General features: G+C 56.1%; 18 protein-coding genes. 11 read left to right on the top strand and 7 right to left on the bottom strand.

The features are described from left to right. Positions 1-4: 4 nt before the first annotated feature. Together cobO and Q371_RS16510 are read right to left on the bottom strand one after the other, a co-directional pair. Positions 5-568 carry a cob(I)yrinic acid a,c-diamide adenosyltransferase gene (gene cobO / locus Q371_RS16515; protein WP_034342235.1) on the bottom strand — a complete coding sequence of 188 codons (564 nt, stop codon included), beginning with the start codon at positions 566-568 and terminating at the stop codon, positions 5-7. After that, positions 565-1,203 (bottom strand): adenosylcobinamide amidohydrolase, encoded by a 639-nt coding sequence (locus Q371_RS16510; protein ID WP_034342233.1) that lies wholly within the window; start codon positions 1,201-1,203, stop codon positions 565-567. Before Q371_RS16510 ends, cobO begins: the two co-directional genes overlap by 4 nt. A 35-nt stretch (positions 1,204-1,238) precedes the next feature. Here Q371_RS16510 and Q371_RS27110 point away from each other — a divergent pair, with 35 nt between their 5' ends. Continuing rightward, a complete protein-coding gene (locus Q371_RS27110) occupies positions 1,239-1,379 on the top strand; it encodes a hypothetical protein (protein WP_157442763.1) in 141 nt (46 codons plus the stop codon). Between the two features lie 413 nt (positions 1,380-1,792). Here Q371_RS27110 and Q371_RS16505 read toward each other — a convergent pair whose 3' ends face one another. After that, a complete protein-coding gene (locus Q371_RS16505) occupies positions 1,793-4,216 on the bottom strand; it encodes a YbcC family protein (RefSeq protein WP_211253855.1) in 2,424 nt (807 codons plus the stop codon). Beyond that, positions 4,191-5,840, bottom strand: coding sequence for a proton-conducting transporter transmembrane domain-containing protein (locus Q371_RS16500; protein ID WP_051964630.1), 1,650 nt, complete (start codon positions 5,838-5,840; stop codon positions 4,191-4,193). The genes Q371_RS16505 and Q371_RS16500 overlap by 26 nt, the downstream gene beginning before the upstream one ends. A gap of 196 nt (positions 5,841-6,036) precedes the next feature. Here Q371_RS16500 and Q371_RS16495 point away from each other — a divergent pair, with 196 nt between their 5' ends. The 5 genes from Q371_RS16495 (at position 6,037) to Q371_RS16475 (ending at position 11,269) form a co-directional block, all read left to right on the top strand. Next, complete coding sequence (locus tag Q371_RS16495) at positions 6,037-6,924, top strand: LysR family transcriptional regulator (protein ID WP_034342229.1); 888 nt, start codon at positions 6,037-6,039, stop codon at positions 6,922-6,924. A gap of 220 nt (positions 6,925-7,144) precedes the next feature. After that, a complete protein-coding gene (locus Q371_RS16490) occupies positions 7,145-7,879 on the top strand; it encodes an adenosylcobinamide-GDP ribazoletransferase (protein WP_034342226.1) in 735 nt (244 codons plus the stop codon). Further along, positions 7,876-8,955 carry a bifunctional adenosylcobinamide kinase/adenosylcobinamide-phosphate guanylyltransferase gene (cobU, locus tag Q371_RS28165; RefSeq protein WP_169743874.1) on the top strand — a complete coding sequence of 360 codons (1,080 nt, stop codon included), beginning with the start codon at positions 7,876-7,878 and terminating at the stop codon, positions 8,953-8,955. Before Q371_RS16490 ends, cobU begins: the two co-directional genes overlap by 4 nt. Positions 8,956-9,132: 177 nt before the next feature. After that, positions 9,133-10,170 carry a nicotinate-nucleotide--dimethylbenzimidazole phosphoribosyltransferase gene (gene cobT, locus Q371_RS16480; RefSeq protein ID WP_034342225.1) on the top strand — a complete coding sequence of 346 codons (1,038 nt, stop codon included), beginning with the start codon at positions 9,133-9,135 and terminating at the stop codon, positions 10,168-10,170. Positions 10,171-10,234: 64 nt separating this feature from the next. Continuing rightward, positions 10,235-11,269 (top strand): LacI family DNA-binding transcriptional regulator, encoded by a 1,035-nt coding sequence (locus Q371_RS16475; protein WP_034342223.1) that lies wholly within the window; start codon positions 10,235-10,237, stop codon positions 11,267-11,269. A gap of 23 nt (positions 11,270-11,292) precedes the next feature. On the opposite strand, the gene Q371_RS16470 is transcribed toward Q371_RS16475, so the two are convergent. After that, positions 11,293-13,269 (bottom strand): beta-galactosidase, encoded by a 1,977-nt coding sequence (locus tag Q371_RS16470; RefSeq protein ID WP_034342221.1) that lies wholly within the window; start codon positions 13,267-13,269, stop codon positions 11,293-11,295. Between the two features lie 198 nt (positions 13,270-13,467). Between Q371_RS16470 and Q371_RS16465 the strand changes: the two genes are divergently transcribed. The 5 genes from Q371_RS16465 to Q371_RS16445 all read left to right on the top strand — a co-directional run bounded on the left by Q371_RS16465 (position 13,468) and on the right by Q371_RS16445 (position 19,254). After that, entirely contained in the window at positions 13,468-14,370 is a 903-nt protein-coding gene (locus Q371_RS16465; RefSeq protein ID WP_034342219.1) for an ABC transporter ATP-binding protein, read from the top strand. After that, the gene (locus Q371_RS16460; protein WP_034342217.1) at positions 14,367-15,227 is read left to right on the top strand and encodes an ABC transporter permease subunit; all 861 of its coding nucleotides are present in this window, start codon (positions 14,367-14,369) and stop codon (positions 15,225-15,227) included. The genes Q371_RS16465 and Q371_RS16460 overlap by 4 nt, the downstream gene beginning before the upstream one ends. Positions 15,228-15,486: 259 nt before the next feature. Further along, positions 15,487-16,395, top strand: coding sequence for a DUF1338 domain-containing protein (locus Q371_RS16455; protein ID WP_034342214.1), 909 nt, complete (start codon positions 15,487-15,489; stop codon positions 16,393-16,395). After that, positions 16,392-17,990: an aldehyde dehydrogenase family protein gene (locus tag Q371_RS16450; RefSeq protein ID WP_034342212.1), complete on the top strand. Its 1,599-nt coding sequence runs from the start codon at positions 16,392-16,394 to the stop codon at positions 17,988-17,990. Before Q371_RS16455 ends, Q371_RS16450 begins: the two co-directional genes overlap by 4 nt. Positions 17,991-18,123: 133 nt before the next feature. Next, complete coding sequence (locus Q371_RS16445; protein WP_034342211.1) at positions 18,124-19,254, top strand: saccharopine dehydrogenase family protein; 1,131 nt, start codon at positions 18,124-18,126, stop codon at positions 19,252-19,254. 185 nt (positions 19,255-19,439) lie between these two features. On the opposite strand, the gene pyk is transcribed toward Q371_RS16445, so the two are convergent. Next, the gene (pyk, locus tag Q371_RS16440) at positions 19,440-20,861 is read right to left on the bottom strand and encodes a pyruvate kinase (RefSeq protein ID WP_034342208.1); all 1,422 of its coding nucleotides are present in this window, start codon (positions 20,859-20,861) and stop codon (positions 19,440-19,442) included. Continuing rightward, the gene (eno, locus tag Q371_RS16435; RefSeq protein ID WP_034342256.1) at positions 20,851-22,119 is read right to left on the bottom strand and encodes a phosphopyruvate hydratase; all 1,269 of its coding nucleotides are present in this window, start codon (positions 22,117-22,119) and stop codon (positions 20,851-20,853) included. Before eno ends, pyk begins: the two co-directional genes overlap by 11 nt. Positions 22,120-22,290: the final 171 nt, after the last annotated feature.

Here is a 22,290-nt window from a genome sequence, read left to right as displayed (position 1 = left end):
GAACTCAGTGTTCGATGCCTTTCTGGGCTGGAATTCCTGCATCAAAGGCATGTTTGATGGGGGTCATTTCGGTGACGGTATCCGCATATTCCACCAGTTCCTGAGGGGCATTTCTGCCGGTCAGGACCACATGCAACATGTGAGGACGGGCTTTGAGGGTTTCCAACACCTCCTGCACATCGATCCAACCCCAGTTGATGGGGTAGGTCACCTCGTCCAGAACCAACAAATCATAATCCCCAGAGAGGATGGCTTCTCTGGCCTCTTTCCAGCCCATCTGGGCCAATTCCTTGCTGTGGTCGAGGTCCTTGCTGGTCCACGAGAAACCATCACCCAGACCTGCAAAGGGAATGTTCAGGGCTTTCAGGCTGCGGTGCTCTCCAAAGTTGGCGCTTTCATGTTTGATGAACTGAAGCAAGCGGGTTCTGAGGCCCCGTCCCTGCGCACGGACCAGCAAACCCAGAGCAGCAGTGGTTTTCCCCTTGCCGTTTCCGGTGTTGATGATGACCAGACCGCGCCTTTCGCCTTGCGGTTTTTCATACGGTTTTTCGGTGTGTGGCTGACTCACAAAAGGGCCTCCCTGAAGGCGGTTTCAAAAGCTCGGGCAATGGCGCGACCCACCGGGGTCACTGCGCCTGCGTATTTTTCGGTTTTGCCGTCCAGCATCACGATGGTCACGGTGTCGGTGCTGGTTCCTGTCCCATCAAAGCCTTCTCGGGTCTGGTGGTCCCTCAGGACCCTTGCCTTGACCTCGGTCACGATCTGCACGGCTTCCACCAGAGCGGCAGTGGGCAAATTCGCCTCGATGCACACAATGGTGTTGATGGTGCCCGGTTCATGGTCACTGATTGGCGTCAGACCGGGCGCACTCAGGTTCCCAAGGCCAGCAGTCACAAAAGCCGTGGCATGGATGCCCCGTTCCTCTGCTCGACCTTCCCCAAATTTCCAGACGTCCACCGCCGTCAGGCAGCACACGGTTTGCTCTGGAGGCAAATTGACCTTCTGCACCTCTTGCAAGACGGCTTCCTGCACGTCTATGGGGCAAAAATCCATGCCCACGGTGCGGTTCAGGACGTAACGGGCTCGGGTCAGGCCACCATTGAAAGGGGCACTGGACAGCACCACCCTCGGTTCCAGAAAATCCAGCACCAGACTGCCGGGTTTGAGGGTCAGACACACCTGCTCGGTTTCCAGACTCTGCATGGCACTCCACACACGAGCGGGCTTGAATTTGCGTTTTGGCGCACCCAATCGCGAGGTTGTTCACCGGGGTGGCATTCGGACTGATGGCCTTCAAAACAGCCAAACACCGTTGCGCGTCAGTTCTGGAATTGCCTTTTCAGGCGTACCAGATTCCCCACTCGGGTTTGCACCCTTAAACCGTCCTACGCGGAGCGGTTCCCAGCGTTTACAGCTTAGCATTTGAGGGGTGTTTCACGTGAAACGGGGCAGAAGGTAGATTTAGGGGCGAGCGGGCAGAGGGACCAGCGCCCAGCGCGAAGCGCCTCAGTGCCGACGGGGCCGCCCCCGAGCGACCCAGCCGATTCAAACCGCTTTGATCGGCGCAGTCGGGTCAAGAAGGCACGTAGTAGGAGGCAAGAAAAGGGCCCCCCCGTGAGCGCGTAGTCAGGGCAAGACAACATGCGGTCCCTTGTTTTGTCAAAGATGGTGTGCCTCGCCCAAAAGATGCATTTGCTAAAGCGTTCAGGGCGAGGCACGCCTCGCCCCTACAGGGTTTCATCTGGAATTTCGAGAGGTTGGAGGGCTCGCTGTCAACTGTCAACTGTGAACTTCAGTTGCTCTCCACTTTCTCCCACTGCAAATTCCCGAGGTACCGCTCAAACCCGCCTTCTTCGGTGATGCGGATCAGGTAGAGCCAGTGGTGGTCCAGCAGATCGCGCACGTTGCCGTGTTTCTGGATGATCTGGTCGATTTCAACTCTGGGGGCCTCGATCAGGACACTGAGCCGGAGGGGTTCATGGATGAATTTTTCACCGTCATGGAGGGACTGCATGGGAAGGCCGGTTTGCAGGTCTCCCCTGCTGCCTTGCAGCACGCCCAAGGTGCCACCCACCACGTTGTGCAGCACTTTGTTGCCACTGCCAAACGCCCGGTTGTCCACGGTGGAACCGTAGTATTGCAGGTTGATCCAGCTTGCCACCACCATCGGGGCCACCATGATCAGTTCGAGAACCTTGAAGCCACTGTCCTGCTTCCACTCGTAGTTGTGCAGGAACACCCGACCCCCGAGGTTCAGTTTGTGGGTGCGGCTTCTGGGCGCAGCGATGAAGGCGGCGTTTCCAGCCAGTCCCCACTCGGGGCGCACCTGAGACCAGTCTTTGCTGCGTCTGGCGATGTCCTGCTCGATTTTCTGACCGGATTGGCCTTCGGTCCCGAGGTAACGGGAGCGTGCAGTGCGGGTCAGGGTTCCGGCTTGATCCAGCCACAGATCCAGTTGTTTGAGGTCGGGCATGTGGGAATCAGGCAGGTTTTCGGTGTCAAATAGGGTCACTTCATCGGTGGTGGTGTTGTGCAAGGCCGCCACGAAGAAGGTGTCAGAAGGCAAGGCGATGCCTTTTGCTTTCAGGCCCACACGTACTGCTGGATCGTTGAGGATTTTGGCAGCGACTCTGGCGTTGGCCTCTCCGGTGTGGCCTCCGCAGGCTCCGCAGTCCAGACCCGAGGCGTGGGGATTGTTAACGGTGCTGCTGCCGTGTCCAGCCAGCACCACCAGACGGGCAAAGTTTTCTTTGAGGGACATCCCCCCCAGCATGTTCTGGGCCAGGGTCAGTTTCTGGTCTGCCGAGAACCCAGAGAGGTCCGGTCCCAACTGGCGGATTTCATGTTCGTGCAGACCGTGGGCACTGGGGTGTTTCACAGGACGGGTGATGTGGAAGCTGTCGCTGGCCAGTTTGAATCCGAAGCCCAGACCCGCCGTTTCCACATAAGCGAAGGAAGACACCGCAGAGGTTTTGAAGGCTTTCCAGACCTGCATGGATTGTTTTCTCAGGAGGCGTGAGGACACCGCATCTTTTTGTTGCTGGGCACTGGAGCCTTGCAGGGTTTCGGGGACTTTCAGGCCAGGCTGGAGAAGCACCGGGCACTGGGCATTCCCCTCGTCTTCAGCCAGAGGCACGTACTGGATGGGGAGGCCGAAGAAGCCTGCGAAACCTCCGGTTTCGATGTCTGCGCTGACGGTTTCCAGAGAGCGGCGGAACACTTCCGAGCGCACATCGATGCAGAACACCATCTGCACGGCTTTTCTGGTGGGGGCATCTGCGCTTTGCTGTCCAGCCAGTTGGCCCAGCAGGCTGCGCTGGAAACCATGCTCGAAAGCCCGTTGCAAGGCAAGTTCAACTTTCAAATTGGGTTTGCTGGTGTCCAGATGGGCCATGCGGAAGGTGGCCCGGTTCCACGGACGCTGGATGCTGAAGTGACCTTTGTAGAGGGCGTATTCAAAGCTCAGTCGCACAGCCAGAAGCTGGATCAGGTCGTCTTTTTTGACCCCGCCCAGTTCGGCATCCCAGGTCTGGTAGCGCACGTAAGAGGCCCAGCCAGAGACCGTGGAAAGGGCGTGGTGCAGGTACACCTCCAAAGCATTTTCTGGAATGCCGAGGGCATCGGTCACCTGACGGATGGCTTCCAGAGGCTGCTCAGAAAGCTGGGACACCCACTTGCGGAATTGTGGCAACCCGAGGACCTCTGGCTGACGGTCAAACTTCGCAGCGGCCCGCCATGCAGCGTAGATGGGCAGGTCCTTCCAGGGCATGGTCCAGACGGCCTGACTCTGGTCGTAGTAAGAAGCGCACCACTTGGAGATTTCTTCGGTGACAATGCGGGCAAAGTGGGTGCCTTTTTCTTCGTCGAGGACTTCGGCAACGGTCAGGGCCTTGTGCACATCTGCTGCAGGAGAGGGCTGGGCAGCAGCCCGTTTCAGGTCATTGACACTGAGGCCATGCTCTTTTGCAGCCACTTCCAGATCACGTTCAGAAATCCGGCCCGAGAGGATTTGCTCGGCGTAGTAACTGCGGGACATCAGCATGTTGGCGTTCATCACTTGCTGAACGGTGTGGGCAGCGGCATCAAACCTCTGGTCGGTCAGGCCAAGAAAGGGGTTCACGGCGACGAAGTGCTTGAGGGGCCAGAGTGGAGGGATGCGGGAAGCGGCTTTCTCAACTTGCTGCACGAATTTAGAATCGGGTGTGGGCAAGGTCATGGCTGGGTCCTTTCTGGGCAGCATCTTCATGGACGTGGGGTTCGATGGGCCAGAGCTTCTCAATCAGGCGGTGGGTGAAGGCATGCACGTACAGACCGTTCAGCAGGTGGATGTAGGCGGCTTGCCACTGGGGCAGGTGGATGCGGTAAGGAAGCAGCATCTGCATCACCAGAGCGGCCATGAACAAGACCACCAGCACCACCGAGAGCACCAGAGCAGTGAGGTTTGCAGGCAGCATCTGGGTGAACACCGAGCCTTGCAGCAGCATTTCCATTCCGGTTTGCAGCCCAAAGTATCCAGCAGCCACGGCCACAGTGAAGCCCAGCCCTTGCAGGAACAGGCGAGGGTTCAGGCGGTCAGACACCGAATTCCACATCAGGTACACCAGACCCATCAGGAGGGTTGAACCAAGCACCAGAAGGCCGGGTTTCTGGTCCAGAGAGGCCCCGAAAGCTGCGCCCACGCCGAAAGTCACACCCACTGCAAGGGTCAGGGAGAGCAGCAGACTGGAGGTTTTGGGGGCACCCAGAGGCTTTTTGAAGCTGGATTTGCTGGTTTCCACCACACTGCCCGAGGACAGGAAGGCGTGGGCTTTGTACAGAGAGTGTCCGATGATGTGCAGCACCGCAGCGGAGAACGCACCCAGACCACACTGAAGCAGCATGAATCCCATCTGGGCCACCGTGGAGTAGGCCAGAGACACTTTGACGCTGTTCTGGGTCAGCATCACCACCGAGCCGTACAGGGCAGTGATTCCGCCGATCAGGGCCAGAGCGGTCATGGTGGAGGGGGCCAGCACCATCACTTCACCCATGCGGACCATCAGGAAACCACCTGCGTTGATGATGCCAGCGTGCAGCAGGGCAGAAACCGGAGTGGGGGTTTCCATCACTTCAGGCAGCCAACTGTGGAAAGGGAACTGGGCGGATTTCAGCACCGCAGCGAAGACCAGCAGTGCAGTGATTTCAGGGATGTAAGGGAGGGAGGTTCCGGCCTCTCTGGCCGCCTGAGCCATCGAGAAGATGCCAGAGAAATCCAAGGTTTTGAAGGACTGGTAGGTCAGGGCAGCAGCACCGATCATGCTCAGGTCGCCCAGACGGCTGGTGATGAATTTCTTGCGGGCAGCCAGCCTTGCACCGAAACGCTCGGGGTAGAAAATCAGCAACTGGTGGAGGCCCAGACTGATGCCCATCCAGACCAGCACGAACATGCCCAGATGACCACTGACCGTCAGGGCCAGCACCGCAGCGATGGTGGCAGACAACCACTTCAGGAAACGGCCTTGCTGGGCATCTCCAGCCAGATAGTTGCGGGTGTAGCGGGTCACGATCAGTCCGATGAAAGACACCAGAGCCAGCATCACAGCAGAGAGGGTGTCAAAGTAAACGCTGAGTTTGAACACCTCGCCCAGAGCAAAGAAACTGTGGCTGACTTTGCCAGTCAGGGCCAGACCCACGGCTGCCACCACCGAGAGGGCAAAGGCCGTCCAGGCCACACGGTCGGTCAGCTGGATCATGTTTCCCACATTTCGGTTGGCCCATTGGGTGGGCACAAGGCCAACCAGCAGGTACGACAAAGGTCCGGCGATCAGCAGCAGGGGAAAGATCAGCGTGAAAAATTCCATGTTCCGTGGTCCTTTCAGCAAACGACATCCCGGCCACCCTCGGGTGGGGGAGGTGAAATCGTCTGTTTTTGTAGAGGTTTGGGCTGCAGTGCGTCCTGCAACTGAAAACAGCATAGCACCGTCTTAATCTTTCGTCTAATAGAATAATTGTTAAAAAACGTTCGCTTTTTTGAATGATTTGAGGTTGAATGGAAACATGGCTTTTCTGAATTACCACCACCTGCGCTACTTTTGGGCGGTTGCCCGTGAAGGCAACCTCACCCGTGCCGCCGAAAAAATGCACCTCTCCCAGTCGGCCTTGTCTGTACAGCTTCGCAAGCTGGAAGAGCACCTCGGGCACCAACTGTTCGAGCGGGAAAACCGCAAACTGGTCCTGACCGAAGTGGGTCGCATCGTGCTCGACCACGCCGAAACCATCTTCAAAACCGGAGATGAACTCCAGAGCCTGCTCAAATCCGGTCAGGCCAGCAACCGGCAGGTGCTCAGGGTAGGTTCGGTGGCGACCCTGTCCCGCAACTTTCAATTCGACTTTCTGAAACCCCTGATGGGCCGCACCGATCTGGAACTGGTGATCCGCTCGGGAAGCCTCCGTGAAATGCTGGCCCAACTGGACGCCCACACGCTGGATCTGGTGCTCTCCAACCTGCCCGTTCCCAGAGACGCCGAAAACCTCTGGCACAGCCACCTGCTGGCAAGACAACGGGTCAGTCTGGTGAAAAAGCCTGTCAAAGGGGAAAAACCTTTCCGTTTTCCTGAAGACCTCAAGACCGTGCCCATCGTGCTGCCCAGCCTGCAAAGTGACATTCGTGCCGATTTCGACCTGATTCTGGAACAGGCCGAAATCCGCCCCCTGATCCTTGCAGAGGTGGACGACATGGCCATGCTGCGCCTGCTGGCACGCGAAACCCCCGGTGTCACGCTGGTCCCTCCCGTGGTGGTGCAAGACGAACTCCGCTCTGGCGTGCTGGTCGAATGCTGCAAAATCCATGACCTGCAAGAAAGCTTCTATGCGATCACCCAGAGCCGCAGGTTTCCGAATCCTCTGGTGGCCCAGTTGATTCAGCAGGTGAAGGGGGAGGTGTAGATCAACCTCAATACACCCAAAATCCCAGATGAACCCCTGTAGGGGCGAGGCGTGCCTCGCCCCGAACGCTTTAGCAAATGCATCTTTTGGGCGAGGCACGCCTCGCCCCTACATCTGCCTTCTGCCTTCTGCCTTCTGCCTTCTGCCTTCTGCCTTCTGCCTTCTGCCTTCTGCCTTGGCCCTCGGCACGGCGCAGCCCCCTCAAGTAAACTGACCTGACATGCTGCGTTCCATCCACCTCGCCCTGACCTTCCTGACCACCCTCCCCCTCCCCGATGTTGGAGAGGTCAAAGCAGGCGAATTCAAAAAAGCGAGTGGATTTTATCCTCTGGCCGGTTATGCCGTGGGTCTGGTGCTGTTTGTGGGCCTCCTATTCGGACAGTTTTTGCCTGCTGGGGTCTCTGGAGCCCTGACCCTTGCCCTGTGGCTCTGGATCACTGGAATGCTGCATTTCGATGGTCTGGTGGACGCCGGAGACGCCTTGCTGGTCATGAAATCTCCCCAGAGGCGTCTGGAGATCCTGAAAGACGTGCACATTGGGGCTTTTGGTCTGGCGGTCGGGGTGATTTCGCTCTTGCTCAAATGGAGCCTGCTGACCGAACTGCACACCCTACACTGGACTGCACTTTTCACGGTGGTCCTTGTGCCTGCCATTGCCCGCTTCGCGGTGCTTTTGCCCATGAATCTTTTCCCTGCTGCCAGAGAAGAATCTTTAGGGGCGCGGTCCAGAGAGGGCTGGTGGCAGATGGGTCTGTTGCTGATCCTGCCCGTTTTGTTCTTTCAGCATGGCCTCTGGCTGATTCTCGGGGGGTTGGTGGTCGCTTTGATGGTGGCCCGTTTTGCTGCAAGCCGTCTGGGAGGAGGCATCAACGGGGATGTGTATGGCGCAATCATCGAATGCACCGAAATCGGGGTTTTGCTGCTCTGGATCATTTTGATGGGGGTAGGACGATGAAAACCCTTTACCTGATCCGCCACGGCAAGACCTTGGACAACCACCTGAAACGCTATCCCGGCTCCGATTCTCCCCTGAGCCCCGAGGGATGGCAAACGGTGCAAAAACTCCGGCCCTTCTTGCCTGCAATGTCCCATGTGCTCAGTTCCCCCAGCTTGAGAACCCTGCAAACCTGTGAAGCTCTGGGGCTTGAGCCTGTGGTGCACCCTGACTTGCAGGAAATGGGCTTTGGCATCATGGCAGGTCACACTTGGGCCGAACTGGAAGCCAAGCATGGTCCAGAGGTGCTGGTGTGGCTGGAGAACATGCAAAACCCAGAGGCACAGACTGGGGCACCAGAAGGTGAATCCGGTCAGGCATTTTTCTCAAGGGTTGGGAATGTGCTGGACAACCTGCCAGAAGGAAACACTGTGCTGGTCACCCATCTGGGTGTGATCCGGGCCATCCTGAAAGTCACCTTGCAGATGGAGCGTTTCGAGATCTCCCCTGCCAGCTTGACCGTTTTGACCGAACATCAAGGGATGTGGATATTGAAACATTTGAATGTCACTTTTCCAGACACGAAACCTTCCAAAAGCATTTTCATCTCTGGAGGGGCGAGGTCTGGTAAAAGTGCTTTTGGCGAAAAACTGGCCGCTGCTTCAGAAAGTCCAGTGACCTACATTGCAACCGCTCAGGCTTTCGATGATGAAATGCTGGAGCGCATCCAGAGGCATCAGGCAGATCGGCCTGCGCATTTTCAGACGCTGGAGGCCCCTCTGGACCTGCTGGGTGCCCTGAAGCAAACCGAAGGCACCATCCTGATCGATTGCCTGAGCCTGTGGGTTTCCAACGGCATGATGCAAGACCTTGGAGAAGCTGAGATCCTGCAAAAAGCCACTGAAGTGTGCGCAGAAATCCAAAAGCGACCTTTTCAAACCATTGTGGTCAGCAACGAGGTGGGGCTGGGCATCGTTCCCATCAACAAACTGGCCCGCCAGTACCGCGACATTCTGGGTCGGGTCAATCAATTGTTTGCCTCTGGCTGCGAGGAAAGTTATTTTTGTGTCTCTGGACAGCCTTTGAAGGTGAAGTGAGTTCACAGTAGACATCAAGACAATCTTTTCCAGCACGCCAAAACCAGAGCATTTCAGAGGCCATCCCGCTGTTTACTGTGATCTGTAAACTGTAAACCCAAAAGCTGCTTCTTTTCGCTGATGGCTGAACGCTGACCGCTGACGGCTTAACCCAAAACAGGTTAGTCTGGACCTGCCATGCAGACTTTACTGAGCAGAATTGAACCGCTGGATGCACAAGCCCTGCAAAAAGCCCTTGAACGTCAGGACCAGCTCACCAAACCCCCCAAATCACTGGGCAAACTGGAAACCCTCGGGGTGCGGTTGGCTGGAATCCAGCGCACCGAAAAACCCGAGATCTCCAGACCTGTCGCAATTGTGTGTGCAGGCGACCACGGTGTGTGTGAGGAGGGGGTCAGCGCCTTTCCTGCCAGCGTCACCCCCCTGATGGTGCTGAATTTTCTGGCCGAAGGGGCTGCCGTCAATGCCATTGCCAGAACTGTGGGGGCAAAGGTGCAGGTCATCAATGCTGGAGTCAATGCCGATTTGCCTGACCATTCGGCTCTGGTGAACACTCCCATCCGCAGAGGCACCCGGAACCTGCGAAAAGAACCTGCTCTGACCAGAGAGGAAGCTGAGAAAGCCATCCTGTTGGGTGCAGAGGTGACCAGCAAAGCCATTCAAGAAGGCGCAGACATCCTGATTCCCGGTGAAATGGGCATCGGCAACACCACCCCCGCTGCTGCGATCACTGCCAGAATGCTGGACCTTGCTCCAGAGCTGGTGACCGGTCGTGGCACAGGCATTTCCGATGAAGGCCTGACCCACAAAATTCAGGTGATTCAGGATGCTTTGAACCGTGCTGGAAGTCATAAAGCGGATCCTCTGGGGGTTCTGGCTGATCTGGGCGGTCTGGAAATCGCTGCCATGACAGGTGTGATGCTGGCTGGAGCGGCACACCGGGTTCCTGTGGTGATCGATGGTTTCATCGCGGGGTCTGCTGCACTCATTGCTGCTGCCCTGTCTCCTCTGGCCAAGGATTGTTTCTTTGCCAGCCACCAGAGCGTGGAAATCGGGCACATCAAACAGCTTTCTGCACTGGGCTTGGAGCCCCTCTTGAATCTGGACATGCGTCTGGGAGAAGGCACAGGAGGGGTGCTTTGTGTGCCCATCTTGCAGGCTGCTGCCAGTGTCCTGAAAAACATGGCCACTTTTGCAGAAGCCGGAATCGGTTGATTTCCACTTGCAGAACTGAAATCTTTTTCAGACCCACCGCGTGATACCCTGAGAGCAGAACACCATGCCCGGTCCTTCCCAGATCACCATTCAAGATGTTGCCAGAGCCGCTGGCGTCTCCCCTGCCACCGTTTCGAGGGTGCTGAACGGCACTGCTGGAGTCAAACCCGAGAAAATCGAGAAAGTGCGTGCTGCTCTGGCGCAATTTGGCTACAAGGCCAATCCTTTTGCCCGCAGCCTGCTTTCAGAGGGTCTCAAAGTGGTCGGTGTGCTGGTGCCCAACCTGCAAGACGAGTTTTATGGCAGCATTGTGACGGCCATCGAGAAAACCCTCAGGGCACAGGGGCTGCAAATGATGTGCGCTCTGGGCCACGATGATGTGCAAGCCGAACAGGAAGCCTTGAGCATGCTGCTGGAACGGGGTCTGGATGGATTGATTCTGCTGGCAGACCACCTGCCAGATGCCCTGCTGCTGGACCTCAAAACCAGAAAAGTGCCTTTTGTGCTGCTCAACCGCTCCATCCCAGAGGTGGCCGAGCACTGCCTCAGGGTGGACAATTTTCAGGGTGGACATCAGGCCACCCGTCATTTGCTGGACCTCGGGCACACCCGGATTGCCCACCTGACCGGACCTTTGAATCGCGCAGACACCTTGGGCCGTTACAACGGTTATTTGCAGGCTTTAAGGGACGCTGGCCTTGAGATGGATGAAGCCCTCGTGCTTTATGCACAGGACGACAACTGGAGTATCGAAGCCGGAGAGGCCATGACCGAGCGCCTGCTGGCCCGCACTTCTTTCACGGCCATCTTTACGGCCAACGATCCTCTGGCCGTTGGGGCATTGAAGGTACTCCATCGCAAAGGTTTTCGTGTCCCAGAGGACATCAGCATTGTGGGGTTTGACAACCGCTCGATCTCTTCATGGGTGAGCCCAGCCCTGACCGTCATGGATTACCCCAAGTACCGCATGGGCGAAACAGCAGCAACCCACCTGATCCAGATGATGTCGGGTCAGCCAACAGCACCGCTTCCTTTGCTTCCTCTGGAACGCATTGAACGGGAATCCACCGCCGCCAGAACAGCAAAGAGAGGGAAATAAATCCCTCTCTTGCTGGGTTTCCTTCATTGCAAAATCAAAACGCCGTAAGCAGGCAACTCCACCTGACCTGCCACATCTTTCCCAGAGAGCAGGTCTTTTTTGTGCTCTGGCAAATCAATGGTCATGGTCTGGGGATGATGGTTCAAGACAAACACCGTTGTTTCACGTGAAACAACCTCGATGCCTGCAGGCACCTGCAATGCTGGCTGGATCTGCAGTTCATCCAGCACGGTTTTGAGATAAAGGCCCATCTGCTCTACAGGCAACTTCACCCCGAGATAATCTGCTCGACCTGCCCCAAAAGCATGGGTGGTGATGGCTGGAAGTCCAGCGTAATAATCTGCTGCGTGGGTGGTAACGGCCTGTGCACCTTCCAGACGGATCACATCGATCCACTGTTCAGCACTCCAGCCATTTTCCAGAGGACGCTTTTCCTCTTTGGAAAGCGCCAACCACTCCTCCACTTTGAGGCCCAGCATTTTGCGGAATGGAGCTGGATATCCGCCCAGATACACATGGTCGTGTTCATTGACGATGCCACTGAAGTAAGACATCACCACACGTCCACCGTTCTGAACATAGGTTTCAATGTTTCTGGCATCTTCTTCTTTGACCAGATACAGGTTGGGAATGCACACCAGACGGTATGGGGAAAGATCATCAGAGGGACGCACAAACTGCACTGTGATGTTCTGCTGGTGAAGAGGGGCGTAAAACTGGGCCACCAGTTCCATCAGGTTCAGGTCTGCATGGGGATGGGAACCCTGTTCCAGACCCCACCAGCTGTTCCAGTCCAGCACAATGGCCACTTCCGCTTTGACTGGATCGTGGCAGAAATCAGGGAGGCGTTTCAGTTCGTTGCCCAGCGTTTCGATTTCCCGCCAGGTTCTGGAGTCGGTGCCATCGTGCGGAACCATGCCAGAGTGGTATTTCTCGGCTCCGGCTTTGCTTTGACGCCACTGGAAATACATGATGCCTCTGGCCCCTCTGGCCAGCAACTGGTAACTCCAGAGCCTCATCTGGCCGGGGCGTTTGGTGTGGTTCAGGGTTCGCCACTGCACCTGATTGGGGGCCTGCTCCATCAGGATCCAAGGCTGGTTCTGTTTCAGAGACCGGGCCACATCCCCCTGAGCTGCACACTCAATGGCTGCTGAGGGGCTGGCAGGATCGGGGTAAATGTCAATGGACACCACATCTTCGATTTCTGACATCTTCCACTGGTCCAGATGCTTGTTGATGCCAATGTAGTTGGTGGTGACCGGAACCTCTGGGGTGATTTCACGCAGGAGGTCGACTTCCATTTGCATGCATTCCTGAAGCATGTCGCTGGAAAACCTACGCCAATCCAGATACTGAGAAGGATTGTAAAAAGTGGGCATGGCTGCTGGAGCCTGAATTTCTGCCCACTCATAATAGGTCTGGCTCCAGAAAGCGGTGCCCCAGGCCTCGTTCAGAGCGTCCAGTGTTGCGTACTTGTGGTGGAGCCAATTGCGAAAGGCACATACCGTTTCTTCTGAAAAGCTCTCGAAGATGTGACAGCCATACTCGTTGTTGATGTGCCACATGGCCAGTGCAGGATGGTTTTTGTACCTGAGGGCCAATTGGCGCACCAACTGGGAGGCTTTTTCACGGTAGATGGGGCTGGCCGGGCTGTACTGCTGTCTGGAGCCCACACCCAGTCGGACTCCGTTTTTGTCCACAGGCAGGCTTTCAGGGTACTTGAGGGCAAACCATGCCGGTGAAGAAGCCGTAGCAGTCGCCAGATTGGCCTTGATGCCATGCTGGTGCAGCATGTCCATGATGCGGTCCAGCCAGGCAAATTCGTACACCCCTTCCTCGGGTTCCAGTCTGGCCCAGCCAAAAATGGCAATGGAAACCAGATTCACGCCAGCCCGTTTCATGAGGGCCATGTCTTCTTGCCAGACCGATTCCGGCCACTGCTCGGGGTTGTAGTCGCAGCCATAGATCAGGGTGTTTTCAAACGCACGCAGGTCAGCCATATTGAAATTCCTTTCAGTTCTCTCTCTCAAGTTTAGGGATTTGATGACCAAAGTCAATTCAGAAAAGGTATTTTGATCTGTATTCATATTCTTCAATTGAAAAATATTTCAGAAAAAGATCCAGAGTGTAACTGGACGTTCCATCTGCTCCTCCACCACACCTTTTCTTAACTTCAGACCCTTTACCCTGAAGTCACCATGGACATCGAAGCCAATAACCTGCACAAGGCTTATCCCCGAAAAGTGGCAGTACAGGACATCAGTTTCTCAGTGGGCTCGGGAGAGGTGTTTGGCTTTCTCGGTCCCAACGGTGCAGGCAAAACCACCACCATCAAAATGCTGCTCGGCCTGACCACCCCCACCAGAGGCAGCGCCAGACTGCTGGGACAGAGCATCCAGAGCCTGCAAGTGAAACGTCAGGTCGGATTTTTACCAGAGCTGTTTCGTTTTCATGATTGGCTGTCGGGCAAAGAACTCCTGAGGTGGCATGGTCGGCTGTGTGGCATGACCCAGAGTGAGCTGGACAAAAGGATTCCTGAGGTGCTGGATCAGGTGGGCCTTTCCCAACACGGAGACCGCAAGGTGAAAGGCTATTCCAAAGGCATGCAGCAACGGGTGGGGCTGGCACAGGCGATTTTGCACAAACCCCAGATTGTCTTTCTGGATGAACCCACCTCTGCTCTGGACCCTCTGGGCCGCAGGCAAGTGAGGAACATCATTTACCAGTTGCAACAGGAGGGAACCACTGTGTTTCTGAATTCCCACCTGCTCTCGGAAGTTGAGTTGACCTGTGACCGGGTGTGCATTGTGCAAAACGGCAAGGTGCTTCGCACGGGTCCTTTGCAAGACCTCCTGAAAGGCACCCTTGAAGTGGAGGTCCAGAGTTCCGGACTGACCGACCCCATCAAACAGGAGTTCTCCCAGTTTGCCGAAGTGCTGGCTTTCAGCGAAAGTGCTGCCAAACTCCGGGTTTCTCAGGAACAGGAAGTGGCCCGAATTGCTGAAATTCTTTTCAAACACCAGAGGCCCATTTATGCCCTCAGCCCCCAGAAACGCACCCTTGAAGAACTGTATGTGTCCCTGATGGAGGCCACACAATGAACAGCATCCTGAAAATCTCTGGCTTCACCTTGCAAGAAGCTTTTGCCAAAAAGCTGATTCTGGCTTTGCTGCTGCTCACCGTGGTTTTTCTGGGATTGTACTTTTATGGGGCCAATGCCCTGCACAACAACCTGATGGAAAGGGCCCAAGAATTGGGCCGGGAGCGCTTACGGAGATCTGATGAAATCTACTCCAGTTTGACCATCATGGGCCTGTACATCGTGAACTTTCTGGGCAGTCTGGTGGGCATCATGCTGGGGGTTTCCACCCTGTCCGGTGAGGTGGAAAGTGGCCTCCTGATGACCATCCTGATCAAACCCATCCGGCGTGCCCAGTTGGTGCTGGGCAAGTGGCTGGGCCTGAGTGTGGTCAGTCTGGTGTACCTGACCCTGCTCTCTTTAGGGGTGATTTATGGCACCCAGATGATCACTGGCTACATCCCCGAGAACTACTGGACCACCGTTCTGTTGATGAATCTGGGCACCTGGATCTTACTCACCAGCACGGTGCTGTGCAGCGCGATTTTCCCCGTTCTGACCAGTGGTGTGGTGATGTTCATGGTGTATGCCCTGTCGTGGACCGGGGGTCTGGTGGGCAACCTCGGGAAACTGACCGATACGCCCCTGATGGTGACCATTGGAAATTATGCCCACTACATTTTTCCCAGCGATGCGATGTGGCGTTTTGCGAGCTATTACCTGCAAACCCCCACCATGCGCATGTTCAGGGAAGACCGGGGAGGCAATCCCTTGATCGGAAACGATCCCATCCAGAGCGGTGATCTGGTTTGGGGTTTTGTGTATCTGGCCCTGATGCTGGGTCTGGCCGTTGCAGTGTTTCAGAAGCGCGATTTGTAGACTCATCAGACTTTCACACTTGCAGTTTGAGAAGACAGACGCCCGATTTGCACTCGGGCGTTAACTTTTGGGCATGCCCCACCCCGGAAACCCGTTGCTGTCAGATTGTATACACTTTACATTTGAAAAGCCGATGGATTTTGAGCCGGGTGTTAGCATGAAGGCAAGAACAGGATAAATGTCCTCTACTCGGACACAACAATCTCTCTGGGACCATCTTTTCAGAGGGATTGTGTCTGTATGAAGAAAGGAATCACCCATGCATGAAACCCTGAAAAAAGTGCTCGGTGGACTGATGCGCCGTTATCAAGAGCGGGTGCCCGATGTGGAAGCCATCATCGAAGCCATGCTCAGAGAAGGCATCATCGAAAACCGTGAACAAATTGAAAACGACCACATCGCTTTCCGCACCATGGGCGTGCCCCAGCTCGGCATCGCTTCCTTCGAAAAAATCTTCCTGCATTACGGCTACCGCAAGCAGGAGAAATACAACTTTGAAGGCAAAAAACTGAACGCCTTCTGGTACGCTCCCCCCTCCCCCGAGTTTCCCCGCATCTTTGTCTCCGAGTTGCGCGTCCATGAGCTTTCCGAGGTGGCCCAGCGCATCATTTACAGCTACACAGACGAGGTGCAAAGTGATCCTGTCGATGACCTGAACCTCGACAACTGGGAAGAGGTGGACGCTTTCTTGCACAAAGCCCTCTGGCGCCTTCCCACCCTTGAGGACTACGAACGCCTGCTGCAGGAGTCCGAATACGCTGCATGGGTGATTTACAACCGCTACTACCTGAACCACTTCACGGTGTCCATCCACAGCCTTCCCGAGGGCTACGACAACATCCAGGGCTACAACGACTTTCTGGAAAGAAACGGCTTCAAGCTCAACGACTCAGGTGGCAAAATCAAGAAAAGCCCGGATGGCCTCTTGCTGCAATCCTCCACCGTTGCTGAAATGATTGAAGCAGCATTTGCCGAAGGCAAAAAGAAAACCATCAGCGGGTCCTACGTCGAATTTGCCGAAAGAAAAGTGCTTCCGGCTTATGGACACCTCCAAAAATCCGAAATCAAGCGCCAGCACCGCCGCGAAGGTTTTGAAGCTGGAAATGCAGATAAAATCTTCGAGAGCACCTACACCACCCAGACCCTCAAAAGGGAGGCCGTCAAGTGACCCAGACTGCTCAGAAACCCAAAACCGGAGAAGCAACCGTGAAGCGTTACATGAACATCATCAACGGCCAACTGGTGGACAGCGAAGCACACTTCCTGAGCCACAACTCTTCCAAGCTCAGTGACGTGCTCGGGGAATTCCCGGTGGCCACCAAAGAGCAGGTCCGTGAAGCCTGCATTGCCGCCAAAACCGCTTTCGAAAAGTGGCGCAAAACCCCCGCTCCCATCCGCGGCAACATCATCGGCAACATTGGCAAAGCCATCGAACGTGAAAAAGAGGCCCTCAGCCGCCTGCTCTCCCGTGAAATGGGCAAAACCCTCAAGGAAGCCCGAGGAGACGTGCAGGAAGCCATCGACACCTGCCACTTCTTCCAGTCGGAAGGCCGCCGCCTGTACGGACAGACCGTGCCCAGCGAAATGCACACCAAAGACCTGATGACTTTCCGCCGTCCTCTGGGCGTGGTGGGCATCATCACCGCTGGCAACTTCCCTGTGGCCGTTCCTGCATGGAAAATCATCCCTGCCCTGCTGACCGGCAACACCATCGTCTGGAAGCCTTCTGAAGATGCCCCCCTGACCAGCTATGCTTTCACCCAGCTTCTCATTGAAGGCGGTCTGCCCGATGGGGTCATGAACCTTGTCTTCGGTCATGGTGGAGGTTCCACCGGCGAATTCCTCGTGGACATGATGGATGAAAAGCGCCTCAACAAAATCGCTTTCACCGGATCCAGCGCTGTGGGACGCAAAATTGGCGAAGTGGCCGGGCGCAACCTCACCCACCCCACCCTTGAACTGGGTGGCAAAAGCCCTCTGGTGGTCATGCGTGATGCCGACCTCGACAACGCGGTTTCTGGTGCGCTCTGGGCTGCTTTCGGCACCGGAGGCCAGCGCTGCACCAGTGCAGGAAACATCATTCTGGACGCCCCCATCTACGAAGAGTTCAAACAGCGTTACCTTGAGCGCGTCCAGAGCATCAAAATCGGCAACCCCGGCGAGCACGATGATGTGCTGTACGGCCCTTTCATCAACGAACGCTTCTTCAAAAGCTGGGAAGCCCACTACGAGCTTGGTGAAAAAGACGGTGCAACCCTGCTGTACGGCAACAAGCGCATCACCCGCGACAACAAACCCGAGGGCTTCATGGGCGACCCTGAAGAGGCCTTCTATGGCTGGCCCACCATCTGGGACAACGTCAGCAAAGACATGCAAATTTTCCAGCGTGAATGCTTCGGTCCCACCATCAACCTGGTGAAAGTGGACGGCATCGATGAAGCCATCGAAGTCGCCAACAGCGTGGAATACGGCCTCTCCAGTGCCATCTACACCAACAACCGCGAATGGGCCTACAAGTTCCGCGAAAACATTCAGGCTGGCATGACCTCCATCAACAACTCCACCACCGGCGCAGAAGCCCACATGCCCTTCGGAGGCACCAAAGCCTCTGGCAACGGCACCCGTGAATCCGGCATCTGGGTGATCGACAACTACACCTACTGGCACGGCGTGAACGACGACATCTCGGGCAAACTGCAACTGGCCCAGATGGAAACCGAATATGCCGATGTCAAAGCCCCTGTGAACGTTTCCGAGCTCTGATTCTCTGGGCGAGGCATGCCTCGCCCCTACATTCTCTTTTCCTCTCCCCCACCCCCCACAATCCAAACCCACATCACCCATACACCATGTGTCGGGGCAAGGTTTCCTTTTGCCCTGAACAGGAGGTCACACCATGAAACGCAAAGTCCTGATTTTCGGTGCTGGAAAAGTCGGCACCACCATTGCCCACCTGCTGCACCACGCCCAGAACTACGAAGTCACCCTTGCAGACAAAAGCGAACAGGCTCTGGAACGGGCCGTCAAAACCGTGCCGGTCAAAAGTGTGGTCCTCGACGCCACCGATGTTGGCATGATGCAAGAAGCCTTCAAGGACGTGGATCAGGTGGTCTCTGCCGGTCCTTACTTCGTGAACAAATTCATCGCAGAGGCCGCCCTGCATGCTGGGGTCAGCTACTTCGACCTCACCGAAGACCGCGAAACCACCGCCCACATCCGCGAACTGGCCAAGCAGGCCAAGTCCGGTCAGGTGTTCATGCCCCAGTGTGGTCTGGCCCCTGGTTTCATCGGCATTTTGGCTGCCGACCTTGCCAGAGGATTCGACTCCATCCTGGACATCAAAATGCGTGTAGGAGCCCTCCCGCAGTTCCCCACCAACATGCTGATGTACAACCTCACCTGGTCCACCGATGGTGTGGTCAACGAATACATCAACCCCTGCGAAGCCCTCCATGACGGCAAAATCGTGGAGATGCAAGCTCTGGAAGGTCTGGAGAGCTTCTCTCTGGACGGCATCACCTACGAGGCCTTCAACACCTCGGGCGGTCTGGGCACCCTCTGCGAAACCCTCGAAGGCAAAGTCCAGAGGCTGGATTACAAGTCGGTGCGTTACCCCGGCCACCGTTACCTGATGCAGTTTTTGATCCGCGACCTGCGCCTCTCTGAGCGCCGTGAAATGCTCAAAGACATTCTGGAAAACGCCCTCCCCATCACCCCTCAGGATGTGGTCCTGACCTTCTGCACCGTGACAGGCTACAAAGATGGCCGCCTGACCCAGGTCAGCGATGCCCGCAAAATCTACGACCAGATGGTGCATGGAGAGCACTGGAGCGCCATCCAGCTCACCACTGCTGCTTCCCTGTGCGCTGTGCTGGACCTCCACGCTGAAGATTTCCTGCCAGAGCAAGGCTTTGTCCGTCAGGAAGATGTGCCCCTCAAGCCTTTCCTCGAAAACCGCTTTGGCCGCTACTATCAGGTGGAACAGGTGGAGCATCTGGCAAACAGTGCGCGCATTGTGCCAGCGTAAAAACGCCGAGGGCCGAGAGCACAGAGCCGAGAGCAAATAAAGCTTTTGCAAAAGCAATTTGCATCATTCCAAAACCTGCGATCATTTTTGACTTGATGATCCTTCATACCCTCGGCGCTTGGCCCTCAGCTCTCGGCAACCAAATAAAAAATGCCCCTCCCGGGGCATTTTTTATTTGGTTTAAATCAGGGAATCCGTGCCACACGCAGCGTATTGGTGGTGCCTTTCATGCCAAAGGGCACACCTGCCACGATCACAATGCGGTCACCGGACTGGGCCAGATCCAGCTCTTGCAGGGTCTGGACTGCCATTTCCACCATGTCATCGGTGTCTTTGGGGTCACGGGTGAGGAGGGGCAACACACCCCACATCAGGGCCAGCTGGTTGACCACCTTGTCGTTGGGGGTCAGGGCCAGAATGGGCTTCTTGGGACGGCGACGGGAGACGCGTGCAGCAGTGGCCCCGGAAGAGGTGAAGCACACGATGGCCTTGGCGTTCAGGAAGCGGGCAATCTCACTGGCAGAGTGAGAAATGGCGTCCTGGGTGGTGTGACGGTCCTCGGGAATCTTGATGAGTTCTTCCTCGTACTGCGAGGTGTTCTCGGCAGTCAGAGCGATTTTGTTCATCATGCCCACGGATTCCACCGGGTACATGCCGCTGGCAGATTCTGCGGAAAGCATCACAGCGTCAGAGCCGTCAAAGATGGCGTTGGCCACGTCGCTGGCTTCTGCACGGGTGGGACGGGGATTGGTGCGCATGCTTTCAAGCATCTGGGTGGCGGTGATCACCGGTTTGCCGGCTTCACGGCACTTGCGGATGATCATTTTTTGAATGACCGGCACCTGTTCGGTGGGCATTTCCACCCCGAGGTCACCACGGGCCACCATGATGCCATCGGCTTCTGCGAGGATCTCGTCGAAGCGGTCCACAGCCTGAGGCTTCTCAATTTTGGCCATCAGTTTGGCACTGGAACCGAGCATTCTCAGGTGATGACGGGCCAGAATCAGGTCGTCGCGGGAGCGCACGAAGCTGAGGGCCACCCAGTCCACACCCAGTTCTGCACCCACACCCAGATCCTGAATGTCTTTGTCAGAAAGGGCAGGAGCGGAAAGGTCGGCTTCGGGGACGTTGATGCCTTTGTTGTTGCTCAGGACACCCCCGATTTCCACTTCGGTGATGATGTCGTTGCCTTTGATCTCTTTGATCCGCAACTCAAGATTGCCGTCATCGAGCAGCAAAGTCATGCCCACACTCACGTCCTGTGGAAGGGGCTTGTAGGTGGTGGACACCCGTTCAGCATTGCCTTCCACATCGTCGGCGGTGAGAACAAAGCGCTGGCCTTTTTCGAGGGTCACAGGGCCGTCTTTGAAGCGTCCAGTGCGGATTTTGGGACCTTGCAGGTCTTGCAAGATGCCCACAGTCACGCCCTTGTTGGCAGCAGCTTCGCGGATCATGTCCACGCGCTTCTTGTGGTCTTCTTTGGTGCCGTGGGAGAAGTTGAGGCGGGCCACGTTCAGGCCAGCATCAATCATCTGCTCCAGAACTTCGATTTTTTCACTTGCTGGACCGATGGTCGCAACAATCTTGGTGGATCTTTTAAAGAGCATCTTTCCCCAGGAATTTGGCAGCCGCTCCGAGTTCGTGCTCGATGCGCAGGAGTTGGTTGTATTTGGCAATGCGGTCACTGCGGCTGGCAGATCCAGTTTTGATCTGTCCGGCGTTGGTGGCCACGGCGAGGTCAGCGATGAAGCTGTCTTCGGATTCACCACTGCGGTGAGAAATCACTGCGGTGTAACCGTTTTTCTGGGCCAGTTCAATGGCGTCCATGGCTTCGGTGAGGCTGCCAATCTGGTTCACTTTCACCAGAATGGAGTTGCCCACTTTGGTGTCAATGCCTTGCTGGAGGCGCTTGACGTTGGTCACGAACAGGTCGTCCCCCACCAGTTGCACTTTATCGCCAATTTTCTGGGTCAGCAGTTCCCAGCCAGCCCAGTCGTCTTCGTGCAGGCCGTCTTCGATGGACACGATGGGGTAACGGGCAGCCCAGTCGGCCCAGAAATCCACCATCTCTTCGCTGGTCAGGATGCGACCTTCGCTTTCGAGGTGGTACTTGCCGTCTTTGTACAGCTCGGAGGTGGCAGGGTCCAGAGCAATGAAAATGTCTTTTCCGGCTTCGTAGCCAGCGTTTTTGATGGCTTCCATCAGCACTTCAAGGGCTTCTTCGTTGCTCTGGAGGTCAGGAGCAAAGCCGCCTTCGTCACCGACGTTGGTGTTGTAGCCGCGCTTCTTCAGCACTTTCTTGAGGGCATGGAACACTTCGGCGCCGTAACGCAGGGCTTCTTTGAAGCTGGGAGCGCCAAGGGGCATGACCATGAATTCCTGGAAGTCCACACGGTTGTCGGCGTGTGCACCACCGTTGATCACATTCATCATGGGGGCAGGCAGCACTTTGGCGTTGTTGCCACCAAGGTAGCGGTAGAGGGGCATGCCAAGGGCGTTGGCAGCAGCTCGGGCGTTGGCCAGAGAAACGGCCAGAATGGCGTTGCCACCCAACTTACTCTTGTTGGGGGTGCCGTCGAGGTCCAGCATGATCTGGTCCACTTTCACTTGGTCCAGAGCATCCACACCGATCAAGGCTGGACGGATGACGTTTTCAACGTTGTCCACAGCCTTTTGCACACCTTTGCCCAGGTAGCGGTCTCCGCCGTCACGCAGCTCGTTGGCTTCGTGGCTGCCGGTGCTGGCTCCCGAGGGAACGATGGCGCGCCCAACGAAACCGCTTTCGAGGTGGACTTCGGCCTCGACAGTGGGATTACCACGGGAATCGAGCACTTCACGGGCGATGATGTTAGCGATTTTCGTCATGATGTCCTCCATAAAAAACTTCCCTTAGGAAGTGTACCTGTGACACTATAACCGATTTTTTCCGGACATTTGTCGATTTGTCTTGTCCGGGACAAAGGTGGTTTGGGGCCCCGGACAGGTTCAAAAACAGGTTTTCTTCTGGTAGAATCGGGGTTTTCCACAATTTTCTGT

The sequence above is a fragment of the Deinococcus misasensis DSM 22328 genome (assembly GCF_000745915.1).
GTDB classification, from domain to species: Bacteria; Deinococcota; Deinococci; order Deinococcales; family Deinococcaceae; genus Deinococcus_C; species Deinococcus_C misasensis.
This window is presented reverse-complemented; position numbering and strand designations above follow the sequence as displayed.